The organism is Bacillus niameyensis, assembly GCF_001375535.1.
Taxonomy (GTDB): Bacteria; Bacillota; Bacilli; order Bacillales; family Bacillaceae_C; genus Lederbergia; species Lederbergia niameyensis.
Genome location: NZ_LN831197.1, coordinates 2,134,871 through 2,158,537, shown reverse-complemented (window position 1 = coordinate 2,158,537; position 23,667 = coordinate 2,134,871). Strand labels below are relative to the sequence as shown.

Here is a 23,667-nt window from a genome sequence, read left to right as displayed (position 1 = left end):
AGAGGTGGTTGTTATTAAAAAGTTGGTAAGAAAAGCGCAAAAGGGGGATGAAAAAGCCTATCTCATCCTTTTCCAACAACATGAAGTAGACATTTATCGGATGGCCTACATTTATGTGAAAAATCAGCAAGATGCACTAGATATTGTCCAGGAAACGGCTTATAAATCATTTAGCCAGATCCAAACCTTGAAAAATCCCGATTATTTTAAGACATGGTTGATTAGAATCGCTATAAATACAGCACTTAGTTATTTAAGACGGGAAAAAAAGGTAGTCCATTTAAATCCTGAATACGCTGAAATGTTTCCCTCAAATGACAAAGATGTTTCTCTTCAAATAACACTGAGAGATTTAGTCGAGGGGTTAAAAGAAAGTGAAAAAAGCGTCGTCCTTTTAAGATTTTATGCAGACTATACGATTGAGGAAATTTCAAATATTTTAGACATGCCTCTAGGTACAGTGAAAACAAATTTATATCGTTCTTTGGATAAATTACGCAAGCAGTTGAAGAGGGAGGATTATTTATGAATAATGAAATAAAACGTGAAATGGAAAAAATCGAAATTCCGGATGAACTTCATGCTAGAGCAGAGACGGGAATTAAGCTTGTTAAACATGAAGGAAGGAAAAGTAAACGGTATCCTAAATGGATTGTTGGGGTCGCAGCTTCTGCTATGCTTATGGGAGCAACCTACTCAATCGGAGGTTCCTATATAGCGGATGCAGCCGAAAGTTTGTTAGGAAAAGTAATTGGTTCAGAGGATACGATTAAGGAAATAAAGGAAGTTTTCCCTAAGGAAGAGGTAGAAGCATATTTACCGCAAAGGGAACAACACCTGAAATTGGCAAAGGAGCATCTCTCACCAGAAGAATATGAAGAATATAGCCAATTGATTAAGGAATCGATGGAGCTTGACTTGGAACGGGGGAAAATTCCTCACGCAGATTATGAAGAACGATCACAAAAACTTGGGGAGGAAATAGAGAGCTACGGAATTTATGCTCTAATGATTCATACGTTCGAGGAAGCACAGGAAATGGCCAGTTATCCGATTAAACGGCCGACCTTTGTACCGGAGGGATATGTTTCGATAAGGGAAGAAGCACATACTGAACAGGCAAATGTAGGGAAGGATCCAAGGGTTTTGTTGGAATATCAACAAAAAGATGGAGAATTTAATTTCATTACAGTTACAGAGAAAATAGATAAGAGTATCGGGTTAGGGATATATAACAATCTCGATACTTATCAACTAAAGGGATATACTTTTGAGCATGCTTACGGCTATAAAGACGGGCTCGGCAATGTCCAGACGATGAGAGTCACGATACCAGAAAAGGATTACCAAATTACTATAGATGCAGCGTTGTTATCTAAGGAAGAGATGGAAAAAGTATTGCTATCAATGGTTGAATAGTCATCACCGCGTTAGGGATACATGTAATTGTTTGGACATATTATAAGCTAACAAAAAATAACGGCCTAATCTCTGCAAGAAAACTCACTAAGACTTAGCGATCGTCAAGATGGGGCTGTAGTCGCAAAGATCAGATGTATTATCATCTGGTCTTTTTTTTTTCTCCAAAGCACTTATTTTTGCAACTCAAATAGAGGGTATCCTACTATTGATAAAATCTAAAAATAGACAAATATAAAATTAGGATATAAAGTATAGTTAGTATAAAACGAACTTAGGTGATGAGTTATTAAAAATGTACCATTGTACCAGCAGATTAAAGATTATATTAAAGAACAAATTATTTCAGGAGATTTAAGAGAGGGAGATTTGGTTTCTTCTGAAAAAGAATTAATGGAAAAATTTCATGTCAGTCAAATTACAACGAAAAACGCGCTTAATGGGCTCGCTGAGGAGGGAATTGTCAAAAGAATAAGAGGAAAAGGGACGTTTGTAACAGAAAGCGGCCTTCTAAAGGAATCTAATCGTTTATCAATAAGCGGCCAAAGTCGATCTAATGGTGTAATAGGACTGATTTTGCCAAGTATGAAAACGAAAATTGAGCAAGAGTTTGTTAATTATATTGAAATATATGCATCAAAATATAAATATAATCTTGTTGTTAAAATTACGAGAGAATCACAGTTTGAAGAGAGCAATGCGATTGAAATGCTTCAAGAATTGGGGGCAAAAGGGATCATCATTTTTCCTACCGAAAAAGAGGTTTATAATGAGTCGATCCTTAGGCTTTCATTGGATAAATTTCCTATAGTTTTAATTGATCGATATTTAGAAAATATTAGGACTTATAGTGTTTCTTCTGAAAATGAAAATGGTACATTTGAAGCAATTTCATATCTTATTCGTAATGGGCATCACAATATTGGCTTGATTTCACCGCCAATTACGAATACCGTTACAGTTGAAAGATCAAATGGATTCGAGCGTGCCTGTTTAAATAATGGATTAGTTGTAAATAAACATTTATGGTTTTTAATGAATTTCCATAAAATTTCCATTGAGCAAGCTCCTTTATTAATCAAAAAGTTTTTATTGAACAACCCAGAAATTACGGCGCTTTTTATTATGAATGCTGAGCTAACACGTTATACATATATGGCAGTTGAAAAGATAAAAAAGGAATACGCTCGGGACATTGAGATCATATCTTTTGATCATTCAGGAATAGAGGGAATTGCTTATATTCAACAGAATATTGAAGAATGCAGCAAACAAACAATAGATTTGTTACTAGAACAACTTGAAGGGAATTATGAACCAAGGAGAGTTTTTGTTCCGGTCAAGTTTATAAATGATTCATTATAAAAGTTCTAAATAAGAGGATTATGACCTAATACGTTAAAAAACTATTAGGTTTTTTTTAGTTTAAAATCATATAATTAGTTCATTTTATACTAAGTATAGTATATATATTGAACTTTTAATCTAATATTATGATAAATGAAAGGGATTACATTTCTGGGGAGGTTAAATATGAAGAAGGTAAGAAGTGGATTAATTGTATTTGTTTTGAGTATGTTTCTGTTGGTCACGGGATGCAGTAGCAACTCGAGTAATTCAGGAGGGCAATCAGAGGAAAAAGGAGAAACGATTGAATTATCGTTCATGGGCCATGGAAATCCAGACGAAAAGAAAATCTTTCAATCCGTCATTAAATCTTTTGAAGATAAGTATCCAAATGTGAAAGTAAAATATACAAGCGTTCCTCCTGCAGAATATTCGCAAAAACTATCTACATTAATTGCATCTGGCAAACAGCCTGATGTGTATTATGCCGCTGGACCTGAGTTCGCCCGCTTCGTTGGCGCTGATCAATTATTAAATTTACAATCATATCTTGATCAAACAGACATTTTTAATCCAGATAATGTTTGGGAGCAGGCATTAAATAGGTATCGCTATAGTGGTCAAACAGTAGGAGAAGGAGATTTATATGGCTTACCAAAAGACGTGGGACCTTGGGCGATGGTCTACAACAAAGACTTGTTTGATGAGGCTGGTGTCGATTATCCACCTCACGAAGTTGGAGAATGGACATGGGATAAGATGTTAGAAACGGCATTAAAATTAACGAAAGATACAAATGGTGATGGGAAAACAGATCAATATGGGATTGCTGGCTTTCCTTTAGAAACAGCAGTCTGGGGTAATGGAGCGGATTATATTGATTATGAAACGGGTGAAGCGAAAATTGATACACCCGAATTTATCGAAGCCATGCAATTTGTCGCAGATTTGAGTCAAAAACATAAAGTATCGCCTTCTCAGGAGGCGGAGGAAGCGCAAAATTCCTATACAAGGTTTGTATCTGGTGGAGTGGCTATGTTCGCAATGGGTCCTTGGGATCAACCAAGTTTTTGGGAATTACCATTTGGGTGGGATTTAGCCCCTTGGCCAGCTAGTCCAAATACAGGGAAAACGGCAACTTGGCTTGGCTCAATGGGATTTGTTATATCTAAAAAGACTGAACATCCTGATGAAGCATTTGCCCTAGCTTCCTATTTATCATTAGATGAAGACGGGCAAAGGCAATTTATGGAGTTAGGGCAACAAGTACCAAACTTAAAGAGTCTTGCGGAAAATGAGTTTTTAACTATGGATAAGGCACCGGAAAATCGCCAAGAATTTATTAATATAATTGAAGATTATGGTAAACCGAATAACGGTTGGAGATCTCCAGATGTTCAGTGGCTAGATCATTTTAATCAGGAAGCAGCAAAAGTTTGGAATGGAGAAATGTCTGTCGAAGATTGGGTAAAACAAGTTAAACCAAAAATGGAGGAACTGTACAAAAAAGGGAACTTGAAGTGATCTAATAGAAATATAGAGGCTGGGACAAAAGCTTTTTAACCGATGATAAATCCGAACAATATTGTTGGTTGTGATTTACCCACTCCGGAAATATCCTTTGCTTTAGGCAGGGGGATACTAAGTTATGTCACAGTCTCTATGTTTTACCGATTTGAATCTGTTTAACAAAAGGAGGGAACATTTTTGGCTGAGTTGCTTACGGAGACTGAGAAGAGGGTCCATTCCAATCGAAAACGTTCTAAAATACCCGGATACAAAAAGAAAGAGATTTTGTGGGCGTACTTATTTGTTGCAGCTCCAGTAATTGGTTTTCTCTTATTTGGGCTTATTCCTACCATTTGGTCAGTTGGTTTAAGTTTTGCTGAATGGGATCTCATTAACAAACCTAATTTTGCTGGGATAGATAATTATAAGGAACTTCTTGGGGATGAAAAGGTCTTTAAATCTATTTATAATACGATCTTCCTTATGGTTGGAATTCCGATCGGGATGATTCTTTCATTAATATTGGCTGTTATGATGAATAGAAAGATTAAAGGGATAAGTGTTTTTAGAGCAATCTATTATATTCCAGTCATCACTCCGATTATTGCTGTTTCACTCGTTTGGCAGTGGATCTTTAACTACGATTTTGGACTTTTAAATAATATGCTATGGGAATGGTTTGGAATTCAAGGCCCTAATTGGCTTGGAAGTGCATCATGGGTTAAACCAGCACTAATCATTATAGGTGTTTGGACAGGGATAGGGAGTAATATGATCCTTTATTTAGCCGGTCTTCAATCTATCCCTAGTTCGTATTATGAAGCAGCAGAAGTAGACGGGGCAAATATTTTTCAAAAATTTACGAAGATCACTTTCCCATTATTATCACCAATCCATTTTTTTGTCCTTGTTATGGGTGTGATTGGTGCGTTTCAGTCTTTCAGTCAAATTTATGTCCTCGCTGGTGATGGTGGCCCTGAGTATAGTGCAGCTACAGTTGTTTTCTATATTTTTGAACATGGTTTTAAATATTACAATATGGGATATGCAAGCTCAATTGCATGGATATTGGGAGTTATCGTCTTTATTGTAACTTTAATCCAATTTAAATTATCTAAACATTGGGTTTATGAAGGATAGGAGGATGAAGGTATGAAGAGCGAAAAGATTATTAATATTTGGGCCTTCGCTATCCTGTTATTTGGTTCAGTGGCGATGCTCGTACCATTTGCATGGTCAATCTCTACTTCATTAAAAGATCAAAAAAATATATTTCAAATTCCACCTAAATGGATACCAGATCCTGCAACTTTTCAGCATTATATTGAAGTTTGGAAAGAAGTCCCGCTACTAAGTGGGTTTATCAATACGCTCATCGTTGTAGTCTTTGTATTGGTAATTGGGATTTTTACTTCAACGATGGCTGCTTATGCTTTTGCGAAAATTGATTTCCCTTTTAAAGAAACTATCTTTTTAGCTTTGCTTGGCACGATGATGATTCCTTTTGCAGTTGTAATGATCCCGCAATTTATCATGTTTTCTAAATTGAATTGGGTAGATACATTGCTTCCTTTAATTTTACCAGGGCTATTTGGAAATATTGTGACTGTGTTCTTTCTTAGACAATTTTTACAGAGTGCCTTGCCTGATGAATTAATTGATGCAGCTAAAATAGACGGAAGCGGTTTTATTCGGACTTTTTTCACCATTGTTTTACCTGTCGCAAAACCGGCTATTGCTGCCCAAGCGGCTTTAGGATTTATGGGAATTTGGAATGACTTTCTAGGCCCATTAATTTATTTGCATTCTCCGGAAAAGCAAACTTTACAAGTTGTTATCGCTTCGATGCAGGCACAGTATATGGGTTCTTCTAATTATCCATTGATATTGGCTGCGTCCATAATATCTATGATTCCATGTGTCATTATCTTTTTAGTAGCACAAAAGCATTTTGTTCAATCATTGGCAATCAGTGGAATAAAAGGGTAGTTAAGGCAAGTTGAGCTTTTTTGGAGGTTTCAAATTCGAATGAATCGAAAACAATATTTCCCTATACTTTATTTAGGCCTTATGCTATTGATGTTAACAGCTTGTGCACAAATAGAGGAAGTAAAGGTGGATATAAACATGGATAAGATGCAAACGTACAGTAATCCTTTTGAATTGGCTGATGAATGGCCGGATTACGGTAACGGTGATCCTTATGTTTTCCGTTACAACGGGATCTATTATTTATATGTGAGTACAAAGGATGCCAGAGTAGGAATCAAAGCATGGAGTTCTAGTGATTTGGTAAATTGGACATACGAGGGATTAGTGACCGAGGATGAGCGCACAGCTTCTGCATATGCACCTGAAGTTGTTTATTGGAACGGAACCTTCTATATGTATACTTCGCCGGCCGGTAATGGCCATTATGTTTTAAGCAGTAAGAGTCCAACAGGTCCTTTTAAAGTTGAAACGGAAAATCTAGGTATGTCCATTGATGGATCTGTTTTTATCGATGATGATGGCTCATGGTATTTTACCCATGCAGGAAATACAGGAATTGTTGGTCATAGAATGATAGATCCGTTTACGTTTGAAGAGGGTGTGGAAACGAATGTCTTTTTAGATCATTGGACAGAAGGGTCGATGATCATCAAAAATAATGATTTTTACTATATGACATATACGGGAAATCATGTGTTTAGTAAAGGGTACAGAATTAATTATGCCGTTTCTGAACAAGGGCCATTAGAAGGATATGAGATTCCCGAGCATAATCCAATCATAATCAGTACTCGCGATGAATTTAATGGTCTTGGTCATAATTCGATTGTGATGGGCCCCAATCTAGATTCTTATTATGCTGTTTATCATAATCTTATTGGCCGTTCAGCTGAAGGTCCTCCAGTACGGAAAATGAATATAGATCGAATCGTATTTAACGGAAAGAAGATGGATGTACTTGGCCCGACCCAATTTCCAACTCCTGTACCTGAACGACCAGATTTTGAGAAAAGATGGCAAGAAAATGAACAGGTTAAACAAAGCTGGTTAAGTGAAGTTAAGACTGGTGCTTATTTTACTGCGGAATTTAACTTTGCGATACCGGAGAAAAAGAAGAACGCGAAAGTCGCAACGCAATTCTCTTATTACGATGATCAACATTATGGAGCGGTGTTGGTCGATTTTGAAGAACTTAACATAAATCTCTTGCAAGTAAGCGACGGAAAGACGCAAATTTTAGACTTTGCTGCTTTTCCCGAGGAATTTGATTTTAGTTACTTGCATAATGTGAGAGTGGAAAATAGAAAAAATAAAACAATCGTGTATTTGGACGGAATGAAGAAAATAGAAGTAGAATCTACTGGTTTTGGTGCAGGGGAGATAGGCTATCAATCTGAACATGCAAATATCGTTTTCGGTTATACCGCATTTTCTAATCATGTTGATAATTCAAGTGATTATGAATTGTATAAGCCATTACCAGGTATTATTGAAGCTGTTCATTATTTAGAGGGTGAAAACAGAGGGTACTTTATTAAGGAACTATCAAAAGAAAATGTTTATCGGGAAAATGTACCGATTCGATTAAGTGAAGCAGGTTCATACTCAGTTGCTTTAAAAAATAAGGGTGACTGGCTTAAATATAAAATAAATGTAAGTGAAGCGGGATTATATGAGATAAGTGCTGTTATCAATCCTAATTCTGTCAAAAGGAATCTTTCCTTCGAGGTGTCGATAGACGATGAAAAGGGAGAGGCATTTAAGGTAAAGAAGAATCTCTTAGATTTGGAAGTTCAGACTCAAAAGATTCGCCTTGGCAGAATTAGACTCGAAGAGGGTTTGCATATATTGAAGTTTTTACATGATGGCGGAGAAGTGGAAATGGATCATTTCGAATTTAATCTCGTTTCTGAGGAAAAATTTGAAATGAAAGATGGAATAAAGCAAGTGAAGGCAGAAGATATCCACGGTACATGGACACAAAATGAAGATGGGGTAGACTCCAATTCTGCCGAAGATATGAAAATGTATGTTGGCGATGAAAAATGGACAGATGTTGAAGCGGAGTTAACTTTTGAAATCAAAGATGAACTGATGGATGAAGCGGGAATATTATTGAGAGCCACTAATGAATCTGATTTTGAACATCAAGTGAAGGATTCGTTGATCGGCTATTATGTATCTTTCAATACGAGGGAAGTATCCTTGCAAAAGTTAAACTACAATTCTACTTTACTGAAATCAACATCCGTTTCATTGGAAGAAGGAAAAGAATATCATTTACGTGTTTTAATCGAAAGCAATGAGATCAATGTTTATTTGAATCACGAAAAGAAACCAATTATTACTTATAAAGATCCACTGGCCTTTACGAATGGAAGAGTAGGAATAAGATCGGAATATTCGGATGTCTATTTCAAGGACTTGACAGTTAAGTCATTACCATAAGATAAGGAGAATTCATCATATGAATCACAATAATCTACCAAGAAAAGAATATCCAAGACCCCACTTTACAAGGGAGGATTGGTTAAATCTAAATGGAGAATGGAACTTTGCTTTTGACAAAGAAAATGTTGGCGAAAAAGAAAAATGGTATGAATCTACAAATCTCCCACAAAAAATCATTGTACCTTTTACCTATGAAACAAAGGCAAGTGGAATAGGTGAAGAGGAATTTTGTTCCAACATTTGGTATCAAAAACAAGTGGCAATTCCTCAAGAATATGAAGATAAGATGGTTCTTTTACATTTCCAAGCAGCGGATTATATTACAAAAGTTTGGGTGAATGGAAAGTATGTTGGAAAACATCAAGGCGGGCAAATTGCTTTTTCCTTCAATATTACAGAGTATCTTAGCGAGAATCGTGAGTTTAATATAGTAGTCAAAAATGAAGATAGTTATAGTTGTCATCAACCAAGAGGAAAACAACGTTGGCAAGATCAAAACTTTGGATGCTGGTATGTCCAAACGACTGGAATTTGGCAAACGGTTTGGCTGGAGTTTTTGAATGAGACACATTTGGAGACTGTAAAAATCACGCCGGATATTGATACTGAGTCAGTAGAGTTTACTTATCAGTTTCCGGATGCGATTGATGTTAGTGATAATCTTTCATTAAAGACGGAAATCACATTCAATCAAGTGCCAATCAAATCCTTTCATATTGATGTGAATCGCGGGCTACATACAGCGAAGGTTAATATCGCGAGTGATCACTTTGATTGGAAAGTGGTGCTCTGGGGTCCTGAACACCCGAATCTATATGATGTTATATTTACTCTTTATAAAAATGAAAAAGTGGTGGATCAGGTTGAATCTTATTTTGGGATGAGGAAGATTTCAATTGAAAATGGAAATGTATTGTTAAATAACGTTCCTCTTTACCAAAGATTACTTTTAGACCAAGGTTATTGGCAAGACAGTCATTTAACACCACCTTCAGAAGAAGCCATTCTTGAGGATATTGAAAAAACAATGGAGATGGGATATAACGGCGTTCGAAAACATATGAAAGTGGAAGATCAACGTTATCTCTATTGGGCTGATAAAAAAGGATTACTCGTTTGGTCGGAAATGGCTGCAACCTATGAATACTCTGATGAAGCGGTGCAAAATTTTACAGAAGAATGGATGGAAGTCGTAAAGCAACATTATAATCATCCTTCTATTATTACGTGGACACCTTTTAATGAGTCATGGGGAATAAAAAATATTTATACGGATGTAAAGCAACAGCAATTTACTGAAGCAATTTATCACCTCACGAAATCGTTCGATAGCATGAGACCTGTCATCGTCAATGATGGTTGGGAACATACCGTTTCGGATATTCTGACGTTGCATGATTATGTCGAATTAGGCGATGAGTTTTCGGAGAGATATAAGGGCTTCGAAAATATTGTTGGCAACAAAATTGCCTTCAACAAACATAAACATGCACTGGCTCAAGGCTACAAATATAAAGGGCAACCGATCATTATTAGTGAATATGGCGGTATTGCCTTTAACTCAGAAAAAGGCTGGGGCTATGGGAACCAAGTTAAAGACGAGGAAGCGTTTTTGAAAAGATTTGAATCGATCACGCAAGCAATTAAAGATATAGATTACATTTGTGGCTTCTGTTATACCCAAATTACAGATGTACAACAGGAAGTAAATGGATTACTTACAGAGGATCGCCAACCAAAAATTGAGATGAAAAAGATTCGAGAAATTAATCTTAAATAAATTAGTGACATAACTCATGGGGAGTTTCAGTTAATGACTGTGACAGTGTAAGCAATCATTGTCTTTGGCTATCAAAATATATACTTAGTACAGTGCCAGCTACTAAAACCGTTCAACAAGTGTTCTAGTATCTGGCACTTTCCCGATAAGGCAGAAAAATAGCAGCACAAACAACGATAAATTCACGATTTCTTTGAATACCTCTATAAATCCAATTGAAAAGAAGGAAGGGATTAATGTGACAAACGATGTTTTTCAAAATCCGTTAATGGATCCAGGAGCAGATCCGTGGGTTTATAAGGATCATAATATGTATTATTTTATGGTTACGAGAAGAAACCGACTTGATTTATGGAAATCTCCAACGCTGAGCGGTATCGCGGAAGGAGACTGTAAGACGATCTGGACTCCGCCACAGGAAGGGATTAATAGTCAAAATTTATGGGCGCCCGAAATCCATAAAATAAATGGAAAATGGTTTGTTTATTTTACAGCAAACGATGGTGATGGCGGCGACAAGACTCGGAAAATTTTTGTTCTTGAAAATTCATCGGAAGATCCTTTTGAGGGTGAGTGGATTGAACGAGGTTATGTGAATACTGAACATCCAGGATTAGATGGAACAGTCTTCGAGCACGATGGACATCAATATTTTGTTTATGCGGGTTATGGAAACTTTCCAGCCTATGGCTCCGGGCTATACATTGCAGAAATGACCAATCCTTGGACAGTGACTGGTCCAAATGTATTGATCTCCAAACCGGAATATGAATGGGAAATGCAAGGGGGCATGGCGATCAATGAAGGACCTGTTCTATTGAAAAGAAATGGGAAGCTTTTCTTAATATACTCGGCGAGTACGACATGGTCTGATGATTACTCACTTGGTATGTTAACCGCCTCTAATGAAGCAGATGTATTGAATGTTAGTTCCTGGGATAAATCGCCTCATCCTGTTTTCAAGAAATCAGTGGAGAACGGGGTGTTCGCTCCCGGCCATAATAGTTTTTCCCAATCACCCGATGGGACGGAAGATTGGATTATTTATCATGCCATTCCAAAATCGGAAGGCGGTAGTCAACTGCGCAGCACTCGTGTTCAGAAATTCGGCTGGAACGAGAATGGTACACCTGATTTTGGAATTCCGTTATCAACCTCAGTGCCTATCCAATTACCTTCAGGGGAAGGATTAACGAATAAAGTAAACGAATAAGGATTATATCCGATAAGTCATTACCTTAAGTGAAATCTTAACATGAGAACGCTACACCGCTTGAAAATTGCACTTTTGGATAATTCAAGCGGGTTTTTTCTAAAGTTTAAGGGGGATGCAAAATGATGAAAGACAAGCCAAATATTATTTTTATTTTAACCGACGATTTAGGTTTCTCGGATTTAGGTTGTTTTGGAAGTGAGATTGAAACGCCAAATTTAGATCAGCTGGCCAATGATGGGTTAAGGTTTACACAATGTTATAATTCGGCACGTTGCTGTCCAAGTCGAGCTTCTTTACTAACAGGAGTATATCCTCATCAATCAGGGGTTGGGCACATGACTGATGACTATGATCTACCTGGTTATCGTGGTTATTTGAAGGATGATTGTGTAACCATCGCTGAAGTGTTGCGAGAAGGCGGCTATCGCACGTATTTATCTGGAAAATGGCATGTTGGGAAGCATGACCCTATTAAGCGGGGATTTGATGAATTTTATGGTTTATTAGGTGGATTTACAAGTTTTTGGGACGAACAAAGCTATGTTCGCTTGCCGGAAGATCGGCCGGTACGAGATTTTAATCAAGGGGAATTTTATTCAACGGATGCGATTACGGATTATGCTTTGGATTTTATAAATGAAGCTCGTCAAGATCAGAATCCGTATTTCTTGTATTTGTCTTACAATGCACCTCATTTCCCTCTACAAGCACCAAAAGAAGATATTGAAAAATATATAAAGTTGTATGAAAAAGGTTGGGATCAAATTCGCGAAGAGCGTTTTGAAGAAATGAAAGAATTAGGAATTGTGGATCAAGAATCACAACTAACTCCTTTATCGGAATACTGGGATCGTGATCGGGAAATCCATGGTGTAAACCCTGATTGGAAATCGATTGATCCAGATCGAAAGCGGGATTTGATACGTCGAATGGCGATATATGCAGCGATGGTCGATCGAGTTGATCTGAATATAGGCAGAGTCATTGAAGACTTAAAAGAAAACGCTGAACTTGAAAATACTCTAATTGTGTTTTGCTCAGATAATGGAGCATGTGCAGAATGGGATCCTTGGGGATTTGATAACTGGATTACGACGACAAACATTTTACATAGAAAAGCAGACTTAGAGAAGATGGGTGGCCCTGACAGTTATCATAGTTATGGATCGGGATGGGCTAATGTGAGCAGCACTCCGTTTAGAATGTATAAACACTACAGCCATGAAGGAGGAATTAGTACACCAATGATTGTACATTGGCCGGAGGTGATTAAGCGAAAAGGAGAAATCGATCATCGACCTGCTCATTTTATTGATTTTATGGCCACTTTTGTAGACATCACAGGTGCACCATATCCTAATGTTTTTAATGAAAATGAGATTCTACCTATGGAAGGTGAAAGCTTTTTACCAGCTTTTCTTGGAGAAGCCCCAGTGTCACGGACATTATGTTTTGAACACGAGGAGCATTGCGCCATCCGTCACGACGATTGGAAATTAGTGAAAATAAAAGAACGAAATTGGGAGCTTTATAACATTAAAGAGGACCGAACTGAGATGAATAATCTAGCGGCAGAATATCCAGAAAAAGTGAAGGAAATGGAGCACCTATGGAAGGAATGGGCGGAAAGGACGCATGTGGTTCCAAGATTATAAAAAAGGCAATATGGTCGAATATACGTGCAACCGCAAATCGGGAGGATGATAGCAACAACGAAGTCCCAAAATCATAATTGAGGTGAACGAGTAAATGGCAAATCTAATTAACTTTGAACAAAAAATAGATAAGGGGAAGTCACTTCCTCTTTTTTCTCATTGTTTTATACTGCCTGATGAAAGCGAGTGGATCGCCTTCACATTCAATGCCACTAACAATGCCTGGTTATTATTCTTAGTGTTCGACGCCGATAGGACGCTGCGTACACAATATTTACGTGGGAATTCATTAAATAAATTACTGTTGCATAAGGAAGCCACTAAATCAAGTGCCCTTACTGTTCCTGGTGAATTGCCGGGTGGTGAGTGGCTAATCCAAGTTGTTCCAACCTATGGCTCTAACAATGATCTGCAACAGACAACATCTGAAGCTTCATATGAAATTACAGTTGAATCAGGTAAAGGTGGCGTGATCGAACAGGATCATTTTCACTCATTAGGAAATACCTGCTGGGTTTTACCGCAACAACAAGGTAAGGGTTTTTTGATTAACGGCTATGACTGGGAGGAAGTGAAAGATCCAGAGGAAAAGTGGTACCGAGGGGATTTTCATACGCATACCATTTTTTCAGATGGGAAAATGACTCGTAGTGGTAATAATGATAGTGCCAGAAATCAAAAACTAGACTTCTTTGTAGCGACCGACCACAACATTGTTCATACGTCGTGGTCAGAAGAAGAAGTACTGATCATTCCTGGTATTGAAGTGACTACATCGAAGGGGCACTGGAATATACTAGGGGTGCAGGAGTGGCCGGATATAAGGCCATCAATGCCCAATGGGGGGTTAGAATCAGAGAAAGGTATGAAGCTCCTTTTTCAAGAAGTGAAGGAAACAGGTGCGTTATGTTCTGTTAACCACCCGTTTTTATCCCCCTGGGCTTGGCAGTTTACTAATATCCCTTTATCTATGATTGATAGTATCGAAATTTGGAATGATCCGACATATAAAGATAATCCGATTGCAACTGAACATGCCTTGAACTTTTGGTCGCATATTTGGAATGAAGGTTACCATATAACAGGGATCGGTGGCTCCGATTCTCATCTTCTCCCGCATGAATCTTATAATGACGGAGGACAACCGTCTTTAATCGGTGATCCAGCAACATATGTCCATGCACTAAACTTGTCTGCATCCGCTATTTTAGATGCTGTTAAACAAGGGAAGGTTTTTGTATCGAGAGGACCATTTATTAGTTTGAGCGTTTCTATAGGTAACCAAATATTTAAAATTGGTGACGAAATAACAGCAGCCCTGGAACAGAATGGGTATAATGGCAGGTGTACCGTTACTCTCGAAAATGGTGATGAAAATATCTTCATTTATTGGATTGAAAATGGTGAAGTTGTATTGAAAGAACAAGGAATCAACTCCAGTTATTCATTTAATTGGAAAAATAAAGGGTATAGTTGGTTACGAGTTGATGTGAGGTCAGCAGAAGGGCAATTGTTAGCCTTTAGTAATCCTATTTATTACGGAAATAAAAATACGTCTGTAACCTCATGGGGAGATTTACTAAAAAAAATAGAAATGTAAAAATCAAGTCTTTAATACTCACGTCTTCTAACTTTTGGAAGAGCGTAATTTGGACAACATACATAGAAAATACAACGCCTGATCCTTTCGAACACAGATAATAATTCAAAAGCATTTCGAAATGTCTCAGCAGATATTATTTCACGATTTTAGTAAAGGTTAAATTTGTAAAAGCACAAGAAATATCAAAAAACAGAAATTAATACCTCTTATTATTGAATATAGGAGTGAGACGAATGAATGAACAGATCCAGCTTATGATTAATTGGATTGAGGCTAATTTAAAAAATCAATTTTCGTTAGATGAACTATCTAATTATATGGGATATTCCCCTTATTATTGTTCATTTAAATTTCACCAAGTAACAGGGATTAGTATTAGGCGCTATATTCTTCTTAGAAGATTGTATTTATCTACTGAAGACCTGGCGAATAATAAGAAGATTATCGATGTTGCATTTGATTATGATTATTCTTCACAAGAAGCATACAGTAGAGCATTTAAAAATATTTTCGGCATCAATCCTAAAGAATACCAACTTAATAAGCTTCCTGTTCAATCAGTCGTTAAACTCACTATTAATAAAAATGGGGAATGTTTTAAAATGAATATTTCTAAAAAAATCGAGGTTGAAAAGTTACACAATAAACAGAGTGAGTTGTTTGACGAAGACGTAATGCACATCTTGAATGGTCAAGTTATGTATGAAGAGTTTAAAAAGAACAGGCTTATGGGAGATTCTGATTATGCTCCATTTAATGAAGCGATGTGTGTGAACGCAACGACTGAACGAATTTTTGATAAAGAGTTTACAATTACTCGAGCTGCTGGTCATCATGAACCAGTAGAGGGATATATTGAAAAAGTTATGGCTCCTTTAGCCAATCTTTTTCATAAAGAGTATAAATGTATCGTACTATGGTTCGGTGAAGACATGTTTTGTCAAATGAACCTACTTACCATACTGTCCTATCTTGAACAGTCAGGCTATGAGGGAAAAGTGTTCTTAAATAGTTTTAGAGAGGATGAATTTAAAGTTAATCAAACCGAACTTAAGTTAGGTCATTATAATTTTGTATATAAAGAAGTGTTGGTCCGTCATACCAAACCAACTAAGGAACTTATTCCAGTTATGTATCAAGCAATAAACATTTATTTAGATCTGTTAAAAGAAGATAATGAGGTAGTAAATTTTATTAATAAAAATAAAGAGTTATCTACAAAAGAATTAATCCAGAGGTTGTTTGATCTGTTTCCAACAGTAGGTTACGGAGATGCACAATATAAAGAGCTAATTAATAAAGTCAGATAAGAATGAGAAGCGACAATAAAATCAAAATGTTGTAAAAAATGCATAACCAATTAGGGCTTTCCTTTGGAGCTGTCCAAAAAGTGGAAGACCACTTCCCTTTTTGGCTGCCCCTTTTTTAAACGAGAGTTGATTTCCGCAGGCATGGCTCAGTCTCAACAAATCCTTTAAGACAATGTTCTAAATTAGAAACAAAAATACGATTTTTAAATCCAGTAATGTGAATTTAAAGTCGTATTTTTAATGGGGTTATCTCGAAAAAATAGTTTCAAAGTTTTGAATCGCTTAAAAGATTATTAGTACCTTTTTTAAGATTATCATGACATTTAGGTGGGGGAAATCTAGGGGAAATGACCATGAGAACTGCTGTCAACATCTGTCATAGACCATATACCTGGAAAAATGTAGCCAACGGGCTATGATAACCTCTGTCATGGACCATAGCTCTGGAAAAACGCAGCCAACGGGTCATGACAACGTCCGTCATAGACCATATACATGGAAAAACGCAGCCAACGGTTCATGATAACGTCCGTAATGGACCATAGCCCTGGAAAAATGCAGCCAACGGGTCATGACAACGTCTGTCATAGACCATATACATGGAAAAACGCAGTTAACGGTCCATGATAACCTCTGTCATGGACCATAGCCCTGGAAAAATGCAGCCAACGGTTCATGACAACGTCTGTCATAGACCATGTACCTGGAAAAATGTAGCCAACGGGCTATGATAACCTCTGTCATAGACCATAGCTCTGGAAAAATGCAGCCAAAAGCAATAATAGAGTGTTTTTGTGGGTGATTTACTTAACAAAAAAGGATAGATGTATGCAGGTATAACCACTGTCCATCTATCCTTTCATCTTTTATGAAGTATCCTTATAATGAAATGTTATTTTTTGACATTAGTCCCAAAAGATTGCTCTTTATAAAAACATCACTACAACAATCGGGGTAATGACTGATGTGAAAACAGCTGCGAGCACCATGGCAACTGTACTAGCAGCTCCTTCCCGTAAATCATCCTCCATCGACCTAGCTGTGCCGATTGCGTGAGAAGCACTTCCCATTCCAAGACCACGTGCAAGATGATGGTCAATTCGAAGCCAGCGAAATAATGAATGACCCATGACTGCACCGCTTATCCCTGCGACCATAACAAGAACAGCTGCTAACGTAGGCGAACCTCCAACACTAGTAGTGATATCCATTGCGACGGGAGAAGTAACAGACTTTGGCAAAAGTGAAAGTAAGACAAGGTGATCCAACCCAAACCATTTCCCCAAAAGCAGTCCACTTGCGACTCCCAAAATAGAGCCACACAGCGTTCCAAACAAAATAGGAACCGTATATTCGATCAGGATTTTACGATGCCGATAAAGTGGAAGAGCTAATGCGACAACCGCTGGTCCTAGAAATGCCTCGATCCACTTACCACCAATCATATACGTTTCGTACGGTATACGAAATATCATTAAACCTATAACAAGAATAATAGTTGATGTTAAAACGGGCAGTGTGAACGGATGGGGGAATAGTTGGCTGATCTTTCTAGCGGCAAAAAACACAATAACTGTAATAGCAATGGCCGCAAGCCCTATTAAACTATGAATCATTATCATACCGCCCTTTTTTAAGTAACAGCTGGCTCAGCACCCCCGTAAAGATCATCACTAAACATGTGCTAATCAAAACAACGAAAATTAAAAAAATGCCTTGTACATTCAATAACTCTGGGAAACTTATAATTCCTACAGTTACAGGAAGGAAAAGTAATGGCAAATACTTGATAAGCAGGACAGATCCTGTTTCAACCCAAGCTTGTTTGAAAATCCCTGTTAATAGCAAAATAAATAAGATAAGCATTCCAATAATACTCCCAGGAATGTAGAGGTCCAACATTTTTTGAATCCAGTTTCCAAGTAAATAAATTAGAAATAGAAGTACAATCTGAAAAAGTGTTTTTGTGATTTTCACTATCAAGTCTCCACTTAGGTTTCTAAAAAGTTTAAGAAGAAAAGTATCTTTTCGTACATCTATTATCGACATTCTAGATAGCGATTTCAAGGGTCTAGAAATCCATATTAAGTTCACAAAATAAAATTCATAAGCATATTGTACATTTTGTATATAATGTATATAATGTGTATGCGGGAGTGAAGGGAAGTTGTAGAACCTTTACATATGGAGGAAGAGAATGCAAATATTAATTTCCAATAGTTCCAAAGAGACGATTTACAATCAAATTAAAAATCAAATAAAAGAAAAAGTATTAACGGGTGAATTAAAGGAAGGTGATGCGCTTCCCTCGATGAGGCAATTGGCAAAGGATTTGCACATTAGCGTCATTACTACGAAGCGTGCCTATGAAGAGTTGGAAAAAGAAGGGTTTATCTATTCTATCGTTGGAAAAGGTTCCTTTATCGCTGAACAAAATGAAGATGTCATGAAAGAAAAGAAATTGACGACGATAGAAGAGAAGTTAATAGAAGTTATTGCCAATAGTAAAGAAGTAGGGTTATCCCTGCAAGAAATTAAAGAGTGGATTACAATTTTGTACGAGGAGAGATGAGAGTGGGGAATGCGGTTGAATTACAAAATGTGCATAAATCCTTTGGACGTTTCGAAATAAAAGATGTGACGTTACAAGTAAAAAAGGGGTTTGTGACAGGCTTTATCGGAGCTAATGGGGCTGGAAAGTCCACAATTATTAAGATGATTATGAATTTGCTTCAACCGGATTCAGGGGAGATCCGTGTTTTTGGGAAGAGCTATAAGAAGAATGAAAAGGCAATCAAAGAACGAATCGGGTTCGTTTTCAATGATAATATTTTGTATGGAGACTTAGCTTTGCGTGATATGAAAAAGTTAATTGCCCCTTGTTATCGACAATGGGACGATTATTTATTTCAGCAATTTTGTGATAGGTTTGAACTTCCCCTAAAACAAAATACGAAGTCTTTCTCTGATGGTATGAAGATGAAAGCCTCACTTGCCTTTGCATTATCACATCATGCTGAATTTCTCATTATGGATGAGCCAACAAGCAACCTTGATCCGATCTTTCGCAGGGAATTTATCGATCTTTTGCATGACGTAATGCTAGATGAGCAAAAGACTATTTTATTGTCGACCCATAATATGAGTGATTTATCATCATTTGCTGATTATATTACCTTTATTCAAAAGGGGCAGATTGTCTTTTCGAAAGAAATTCATGAGATAGAAGAGGAATATGCGATTGTTCGTGGTGGAGTAGACTTGCTTGATCGAGATACTGAGCAATATTTTCTTGCCATTAGGCGCGCTGATAATAGATTTGAAGCTTTGACCGCTCATTATAATACAGTTAAAGAACTGTTTGGGGAAGAAGCAATCATTGAAAAAGCGAGTCTAGAAGAGATCATGTATTACACTCGGGGAGGTAAAGAAAATGCTTCAGTTAATTAAAAAAGACATAACCATCCATAAATTTCAATGGATTATGTATTTTGCCATGCTTCTCTTCTTTATGTATTGGGACAAGGATGCCATATTTATTGTCGCTATAATAAGTGCCGTTATAATAATGAATGCATTTTATGCTGATGAACAAGCAAATGGACATAAATTATGGAATGCATTGCCATTCACTCGAAGCGAAATAGTTGGTGCCCGATATTTGAGTTTAATGGTCGTTACGATCATCAGTATGAGCACTGTTATGATCATTGAGCTTATCATGAGTGGAGGGTGGGAACTGTCATTATGGAAACAAGTAGTTGGCAGCTTTGTCTTAATGATATTTAGCGGGGCACTCTGTTTTCCGCTTTTTTATCGATTAGCTCAAAAAAATGTCATTTTTATATTAATCATATTGTATATTCTCCTTGTAATAGGAGGCTCATATTCATTTTATTATTCATATAAATACATGTTAGATACGCTGATTATCCCTCAGATTCTAAGTAACAGTTTGTTTTTTGTTCTTAGTGTCTTTCTAGCCTTATGTTTGTATCTGTTTTCGTGGATGCTATCTATAAAAATCTATAAATCTAGAGAACTCGTATAAAAGGGAAAAGTTATGGCTGAACAAATACCATCCAAAAAGCGATTTAGTTGGTTGTTGCATCTTCTTTTGTTTGCGTTATTTCAAATCACTTTTATATTATTTGACGGATCGGAAGTTTGGATCATTTTTAATTTAAATAAAACAGGCGAGTGGGTCGTATCTCATTTGGATTGGCTATTCACCAAATTCCAAATGTATAATAGCGGACAACTGAATATTGTTACAGTTGTTTGGGGTAGCCTTCTGATTCTACACATCATAATTTGTATAATTGAGAAATTGTCTTATAAATATAAAAAAACTATTTGATTGCAAAGAGCAATAGCAATCAATATTAAAAGTGCCAGGACCCCCCTGGCACTCAGTGTTTAATGTTTGATACTGAAAATATATTCATTTGTACCGTAAATGGCTCCCCATTGAGAGGAGTAAACCATTTCACCTGGTTTACTCCCTTTTGGTATTGGGAATATTAATTTTCCTTGATTTTTTCCACCTGGGCGCACCGCAGCTTTCTTTAAAGTGCCATCCATTTCAAGTTCAGTTTCCGCTAAATAGTTATCCGCTTCAATCTCAACCCCATTTTCATCATAAAATTTAAAGGAATAGTTCGATACAGCTTGAGAATGGGATTCCTTATCGCCAATATTTTCAAACGATATATCAAATTTTACATAATCATATTTAGCATTATCCTCTGCCTTCTGGGATAAATCTTGAACAATTTCAAAGTTTGTAACAACCATTTTTAGTTTAGTCGTTTTTTCTACAATTACACTAGTTTTCACGTTGAAAGCTTTATCTAATTCAACTTCAATTGATTCTTGTTTTTTCGTAATTTCACCTGATTGTTTTGGTGCATCAGTATGATCGTTTGCTGACGAACAAGCGGATAGTAAAGCTAATAATAAAATTGTAACAAAGCTTACCATTTTTTTCATAAAGTTAATCTCCTTTTGTATACAATGAATGCTTAACGAGTTGCCCATAAATTAGCACAAAAGTAATATCGGAAGTAAATAAGTAAAATTTAGCAACATAAACAAGCAGATGAATAAAATTTCATCTAAGTCCTACCGTGCAAACGAGTAATTTTATATAGGAAAGTAAAAAAGTTAGTTAAAATAAAAATATGTATTGAATTCGAGATATATTATATGGTACTATACTAAACAGAGGGGAAACCTTACTCGAATAGAATCGATAATCTCGCGTATTGGAGTCTTTAACTTAAAGACCTTTAACGTTAATATCTCGAAATGGGAAAGTATGAATTAACTGTTTTGGTGCATCTCAACTTCATTATTTTCAAACGCGGTGGTTCTAGGAGGTAAAAAGCTAAAAAAGAAGGTGCAATAATGGGGTTTCTAAACAATCTATTTAAAAAATCAAAGGAGACGAAAAAAATGTCAAACACTAAATTAGCAGTTGTTTTTTATAGCATGGGTGGAACAAATTATGAAATGGCCAAATGGGCTGCAGAAGGTGCGAAAGAAGCTGGTGCAGAAGTTAGAGTTTTAAAGGTACAAGAATTAGCGCCTGAGTCTGTGATCGCAGCAAATGAAGGCTGGAAAGCAACTGTTGAAGCAACGAAAGATGTTCCAGTTGCGACTTCAGAAGATCTTGAATGGGCAGATGCGATTATCTTTAGCGTACCAACACGTTTCGGCAATATGGCATCACAAATGAAGCAATTCCTTGATATCCAAGGTGGGCTTTGGGCAACTGGCAAAACAGTAAATAAAGTTGTAAGTGCAATGACTTCTGCACAAAATCCACATGGTGGTCAAGAAGCTACGTTATTATCTTTATACACATCAATGATGCACTGGGGTGCTATTATTGCAACACCTGGTTACACAGATCCGGTTATTTTTGGTGCTGGTGGTAATCCATATGGAACAAGTGTAACAGTTGGTCAAGATGGTAAAATGATTGAAGATGTTGAAGCGGCTGTTAAACATCAAGCAAAACGCACTGTTACTGTTGCAGAATGGGTTAAAAAAGGAAATCAATAAACGCTAAGAAGGACTGTTATTAATTTGACAGTTCTTCTTTTTTTTTTTTTTTTGAAAAGTCATGGATTAATGACAACGATCATCAATTTTACATGATAATTAAAAAAGAACAAATACTAGGGAATGTTAAGTTAATAGTCATTTTTAATTTGGAGGGAATCATGGCAAAAAAGAATGCTTTATTAAAGAATGGAAATAAATCTGCCTTTATTGCAGCTATTGTTAATACAATTATTGCAATTGTAAAAGGCACCGCTTATTTTTTTACGGGAAATGTTGCGATGTTTGCTGAAACAATGCACTCATTGGGGGATGCGGCGAATCAATTTTTTGTTTTTATTGGAAGTGCTTTAAGTAAAAAGTTACCAACAGACCGCTATCCAAATGGCTTCGGTAGACTCGTGAATTTAGTTTTACTTGGAGCTGTCATTATTGTAGGAATTATGAGTTATGAAACGATTAAAGAGGGGTATCATCACATTTTAAACCCAACAAAATCATCAGGGATTCTAATTAATCTTGCCGTTTTAATACTAGCTGTCGTTTTAGAGTCTTTTGTCCTCTTTAAAGCGATGAAAGAAGTGATCCATGAAACCCGAATTGAAGCAAAAGGGTTTGAAATTTTTACAAAAAGCTTTGGTGCTTTAAAACGTGCCAAGCCTGCGACTAAGCTTGTCTTTATGGAAGATTTGGTCGCTACACTAGGAGGATTAATTGCAATAATCGGAATTTTAATGTCTTATTATGGCGGTCTCCATGCAGCAGAAGGAGTCGCTTCAATTATGATCGGTGTCATGATGTTCTACGTTGTGGGAAGAGTATTTTTAGATAATGCCAAAGGGGCACTTGGTGAAGCTGATGATGAATTAGAAGAAGAAATTGCTAAATATGTATATACAAATCCGGAAATTAAAGATATTAAGGCATTATTTGCGATGAAAGAAGGGGAGGATTATCATATTGAAATGAAATTAGAAATTGATCCAACATTGACTGTCGCACAAGCGATTGATATAAAGGACAGAATAGAAGATAAAATTCATGAAATGAAAAGTGTGACGGATGTGATTATTGAATTTGATAAAGATGATGGTATTCGGACATGGAAATAGTTTTGTGGTTTTATCAAAGATCTTGAAATATCCTCGTTTAATCGACGTTCCATGTTAATATTATTTTAGGAGGCGTCGATATGTTTTTCTTTAAAAAGAAAGCAAAAATAACGGACAAACAGTACAAAAGCTCGTATATGTTTCATCCGGTTTTTAATGATGAACTTTCAAATATATGATATTCAACCAATTGAACCAGAAGCA

General features: G+C 36.6%; 21 protein-coding genes. 18 read left to right on the top strand and 3 right to left on the bottom strand.

What is annotated here, in order from left to right:
* Window positions 1-22 precede the first annotated feature (22 nt).
* The 12 genes from BN1243_RS10090 (at window position 23) to BN1243_RS10035 (ending at window position 16,282) form a co-directional block, all read left to right on the top strand.
* Window positions 23-529: a sigma-70 family RNA polymerase sigma factor gene (locus tag BN1243_RS10090; protein ID WP_326569832.1), complete on the top strand. Its 507-nt coding sequence runs from the start codon at window positions 23-25 to the stop codon at window positions 527-529.
* Window positions 526-1,419 (top strand): DUF4367 domain-containing protein, encoded by an 894-nt coding sequence (locus tag BN1243_RS10085; RefSeq protein WP_062106462.1) that lies wholly within the window; start codon window positions 526-528, stop codon window positions 1,417-1,419. Before BN1243_RS10090 ends, BN1243_RS10085 begins: the two co-directional genes overlap by 4 nt.
* A gap of 303 nt (window positions 1,420-1,722) precedes the next feature.
* A complete protein-coding gene (locus BN1243_RS10080) occupies window positions 1,723-2,784 on the top strand; it encodes a GntR family transcriptional regulator (RefSeq protein WP_230200166.1) in 1,062 nt (353 codons plus the stop codon).
* Window positions 2,785-2,952: 168 nt separating this feature from the next.
* Window positions 2,953-4,290 (top strand): ABC transporter substrate-binding protein, encoded by a 1,338-nt coding sequence (locus BN1243_RS10075; protein ID WP_062106453.1) that lies wholly within the window; start codon window positions 2,953-2,955, stop codon window positions 4,288-4,290.
* A 183-nt stretch (window positions 4,291-4,473) separates the two neighbouring features.
* Entirely contained in the window at window positions 4,474-5,415 is a 942-nt protein-coding gene (locus BN1243_RS10070) for a carbohydrate ABC transporter permease (protein ID WP_407638854.1), read from the top strand.
* A gap of 12 nt (window positions 5,416-5,427) precedes the next feature.
* Window positions 5,428-6,264, top strand: coding sequence for a carbohydrate ABC transporter permease (locus BN1243_RS10065; RefSeq protein WP_062106451.1), 837 nt, complete (start codon window positions 5,428-5,430; stop codon window positions 6,262-6,264).
* Between the two features lie 39 nt (window positions 6,265-6,303).
* On the top strand, window positions 6,304-8,715 hold the full coding sequence (locus BN1243_RS10060; RefSeq protein ID WP_062106449.1) for a family 43 glycosylhydrolase: 2,412 nt from the start codon (window positions 6,304-6,306) through the stop codon (window positions 8,713-8,715).
* A 19-nt stretch (window positions 8,716-8,734) separates the two neighbouring features.
* Entirely contained in the window at window positions 8,735-10,498 is a 1,764-nt protein-coding gene (locus BN1243_RS10055) for a glycoside hydrolase family 2 protein (RefSeq protein WP_062106447.1), read from the top strand.
* 238 nt (window positions 10,499-10,736) lie between these two features.
* Window positions 10,737-11,711 (top strand): glycoside hydrolase family 43 protein, encoded by a 975-nt coding sequence (locus BN1243_RS10050; protein ID WP_230200165.1) that lies wholly within the window; start codon window positions 10,737-10,739, stop codon window positions 11,709-11,711.
* A 122-nt stretch (window positions 11,712-11,833) separates the two neighbouring features.
* The gene (locus tag BN1243_RS10045; protein WP_230200164.1) at window positions 11,834-13,369 is read left to right on the top strand and encodes an arylsulfatase; all 1,536 of its coding nucleotides are present in this window, start codon (window positions 11,834-11,836) and stop codon (window positions 13,367-13,369) included.
* 94 nt (window positions 13,370-13,463) lie between these two features.
* Complete coding sequence (locus BN1243_RS10040; RefSeq protein ID WP_062106445.1) at window positions 13,464-14,969, top strand: CehA/McbA family metallohydrolase; 1,506 nt, start codon at window positions 13,464-13,466, stop codon at window positions 14,967-14,969.
* A gap of 236 nt (window positions 14,970-15,205) precedes the next feature.
* On the top strand, window positions 15,206-16,282 hold the full coding sequence (locus tag BN1243_RS10035; protein ID WP_062106443.1) for a helix-turn-helix transcriptional regulator: 1,077 nt from the start codon (window positions 15,206-15,208) through the stop codon (window positions 16,280-16,282).
* Window positions 16,283-17,208: 926 nt separating this feature from the next.
* Here the strand turns inward: BN1243_RS10035 and BN1243_RS10030 are convergent.
* A complete protein-coding gene (locus BN1243_RS10030; RefSeq protein ID WP_062106441.1) occupies window positions 17,209-17,898 on the bottom strand; it encodes an LrgB family protein in 690 nt (229 codons plus the stop codon).
* On the bottom strand, window positions 17,888-18,259 hold the full coding sequence (locus tag BN1243_RS10025) for a CidA/LrgA family protein (RefSeq protein ID WP_062106439.1): 372 nt from the start codon (window positions 18,257-18,259) through the stop codon (window positions 17,888-17,890). Before BN1243_RS10025 ends, BN1243_RS10030 begins: the two co-directional genes overlap by 11 nt.
* 220 nt (window positions 18,260-18,479) lie before the next feature.
* Between BN1243_RS10025 and BN1243_RS10020 the strand changes: the two genes are divergently transcribed.
* Genes BN1243_RS10020 through BN1243_RS23050 form a run of 4 tightly spaced genes read left to right on the top strand, consistent with a single transcriptional unit; the run spans window position 18,480 to window position 20,642 of the window.
* Window positions 18,480-18,854 (top strand): GntR family transcriptional regulator, encoded by a 375-nt coding sequence (locus BN1243_RS10020; RefSeq protein WP_062106437.1) that lies wholly within the window; start codon window positions 18,480-18,482, stop codon window positions 18,852-18,854.
* A 2-nt stretch (window positions 18,855-18,856) separates the two neighbouring features.
* Window positions 18,857-19,732, top strand: a complete 876-nt coding sequence (locus BN1243_RS10015; protein WP_062106435.1) for an ABC transporter ATP-binding protein — start codon at window positions 18,857-18,859, stop codon at window positions 19,730-19,732.
* The gene (locus BN1243_RS10010) at window positions 19,716-20,333 is read left to right on the top strand and encodes an ABC-2 transporter permease (RefSeq protein ID WP_062106433.1); all 618 of its coding nucleotides are present in this window, start codon (window positions 19,716-19,718) and stop codon (window positions 20,331-20,333) included. The genes BN1243_RS10015 and BN1243_RS10010 overlap by 17 nt, the downstream gene beginning before the upstream one ends.
* Before the next feature lie 12 nt (window positions 20,334-20,345).
* Complete coding sequence (locus BN1243_RS23050) at window positions 20,346-20,642, top strand: YfzA family protein (RefSeq protein ID WP_062106431.1); 297 nt, start codon at window positions 20,346-20,348, stop codon at window positions 20,640-20,642.
* Window positions 20,643-20,701: 59 nt separating this feature from the next.
* Here the strand turns inward: BN1243_RS23050 and BN1243_RS10000 are convergent, their stop codons facing one another.
* Window positions 20,702-21,274 carry a DUF4352 domain-containing protein gene (locus tag BN1243_RS10000; protein WP_062106429.1) on the bottom strand — a complete coding sequence of 191 codons (573 nt, stop codon included), beginning with the start codon at window positions 21,272-21,274 and terminating at the stop codon, window positions 20,702-20,704.
* Window positions 21,275-21,739: 465 nt separating this feature from the next.
* Between BN1243_RS10000 and wrbA the strand changes: the two genes are divergently transcribed.
* Window positions 21,740-22,351, top strand: coding sequence for an NAD(P)H:quinone oxidoreductase (gene wrbA, locus BN1243_RS09995; protein WP_062110545.1), 612 nt, complete (start codon window positions 21,740-21,742; stop codon window positions 22,349-22,351).
* 161 nt (window positions 22,352-22,512) lie between these two features.
* Window positions 22,513-23,463: a cation diffusion facilitator family transporter gene (locus BN1243_RS09990; protein ID WP_062106427.1), complete on the top strand. Its 951-nt coding sequence runs from the start codon at window positions 22,513-22,515 to the stop codon at window positions 23,461-23,463.
* Window positions 23,464-23,667 lie beyond the last annotated feature (204 nt).

Coding starts and splice junctions, on each gene's coding strand:
- BN1243_RS10085 (WP_062106462.1), top strand. CDS start 526: ATGAATAATGAAATAAAACGTGAAATGGAAAAAATCGAAATTCCGGAT.
- BN1243_RS10075 (WP_062106453.1), top strand. CDS start 2,953: ATGAAGAAGGTAAGAAGTGGATTAATTGTATTTGTTTTGAGTATGTTT.
- BN1243_RS10065 (WP_062106451.1), top strand. CDS start 5,428: ATGAAGAGCGAAAAGATTATTAATATTTGGGCCTTCGCTATCCTGTTA.
- BN1243_RS10060 (WP_062106449.1), top strand. CDS start 6,304: ATGAATCGAAAACAATATTTCCCTATACTTTATTTAGGCCTTATGCTA.
- BN1243_RS10055 (WP_062106447.1), top strand. CDS start 8,735: ATGAATCACAATAATCTACCAAGAAAAGAATATCCAAGACCCCACTTT.
- BN1243_RS10045 (WP_230200164.1), top strand. CDS start 11,834: ATGATGAAAGACAAGCCAAATATTATTTTTATTTTAACCGACGATTTA.
- BN1243_RS10040 (WP_062106445.1), top strand. CDS start 13,464: ATGGCAAATCTAATTAACTTTGAACAAAAAATAGATAAGGGGAAGTCA.
- BN1243_RS10035 (WP_062106443.1), top strand. CDS start 15,206: ATGAATGAACAGATCCAGCTTATGATTAATTGGATTGAGGCTAATTTA.
- BN1243_RS10030 (WP_062106441.1), bottom strand. CDS start 17,898: ATGATTCATAGTTTAATAGGGCTTGCGGCCATTGCTATTACAGTTATT.
- BN1243_RS10020 (WP_062106437.1), top strand. CDS start 18,480: ATGCAAATATTAATTTCCAATAGTTCCAAAGAGACGATTTACAATCAA.
- BN1243_RS10010 (WP_062106433.1), top strand. CDS start 19,716: ATGCTTCAGTTAATTAAAAAAGACATAACCATCCATAAATTTCAATGG.
- BN1243_RS23050 (WP_062106431.1), top strand. CDS start 20,346: ATGGCTGAACAAATACCATCCAAAAAGCGATTTAGTTGGTTGTTGCAT.
- BN1243_RS10000 (WP_062106429.1), bottom strand. CDS start 21,274: ATGAAAAAAATGGTAAGCTTTGTTACAATTTTATTATTAGCTTTACTA.
- wrbA (WP_062110545.1), top strand. CDS start 21,740: ATGTCAAACACTAAATTAGCAGTTGTTTTTTATAGCATGGGTGGAACA.
- BN1243_RS09990 (WP_062106427.1), top strand. CDS start 22,513: ATGGCAAAAAAGAATGCTTTATTAAAGAATGGAAATAAATCTGCCTTT.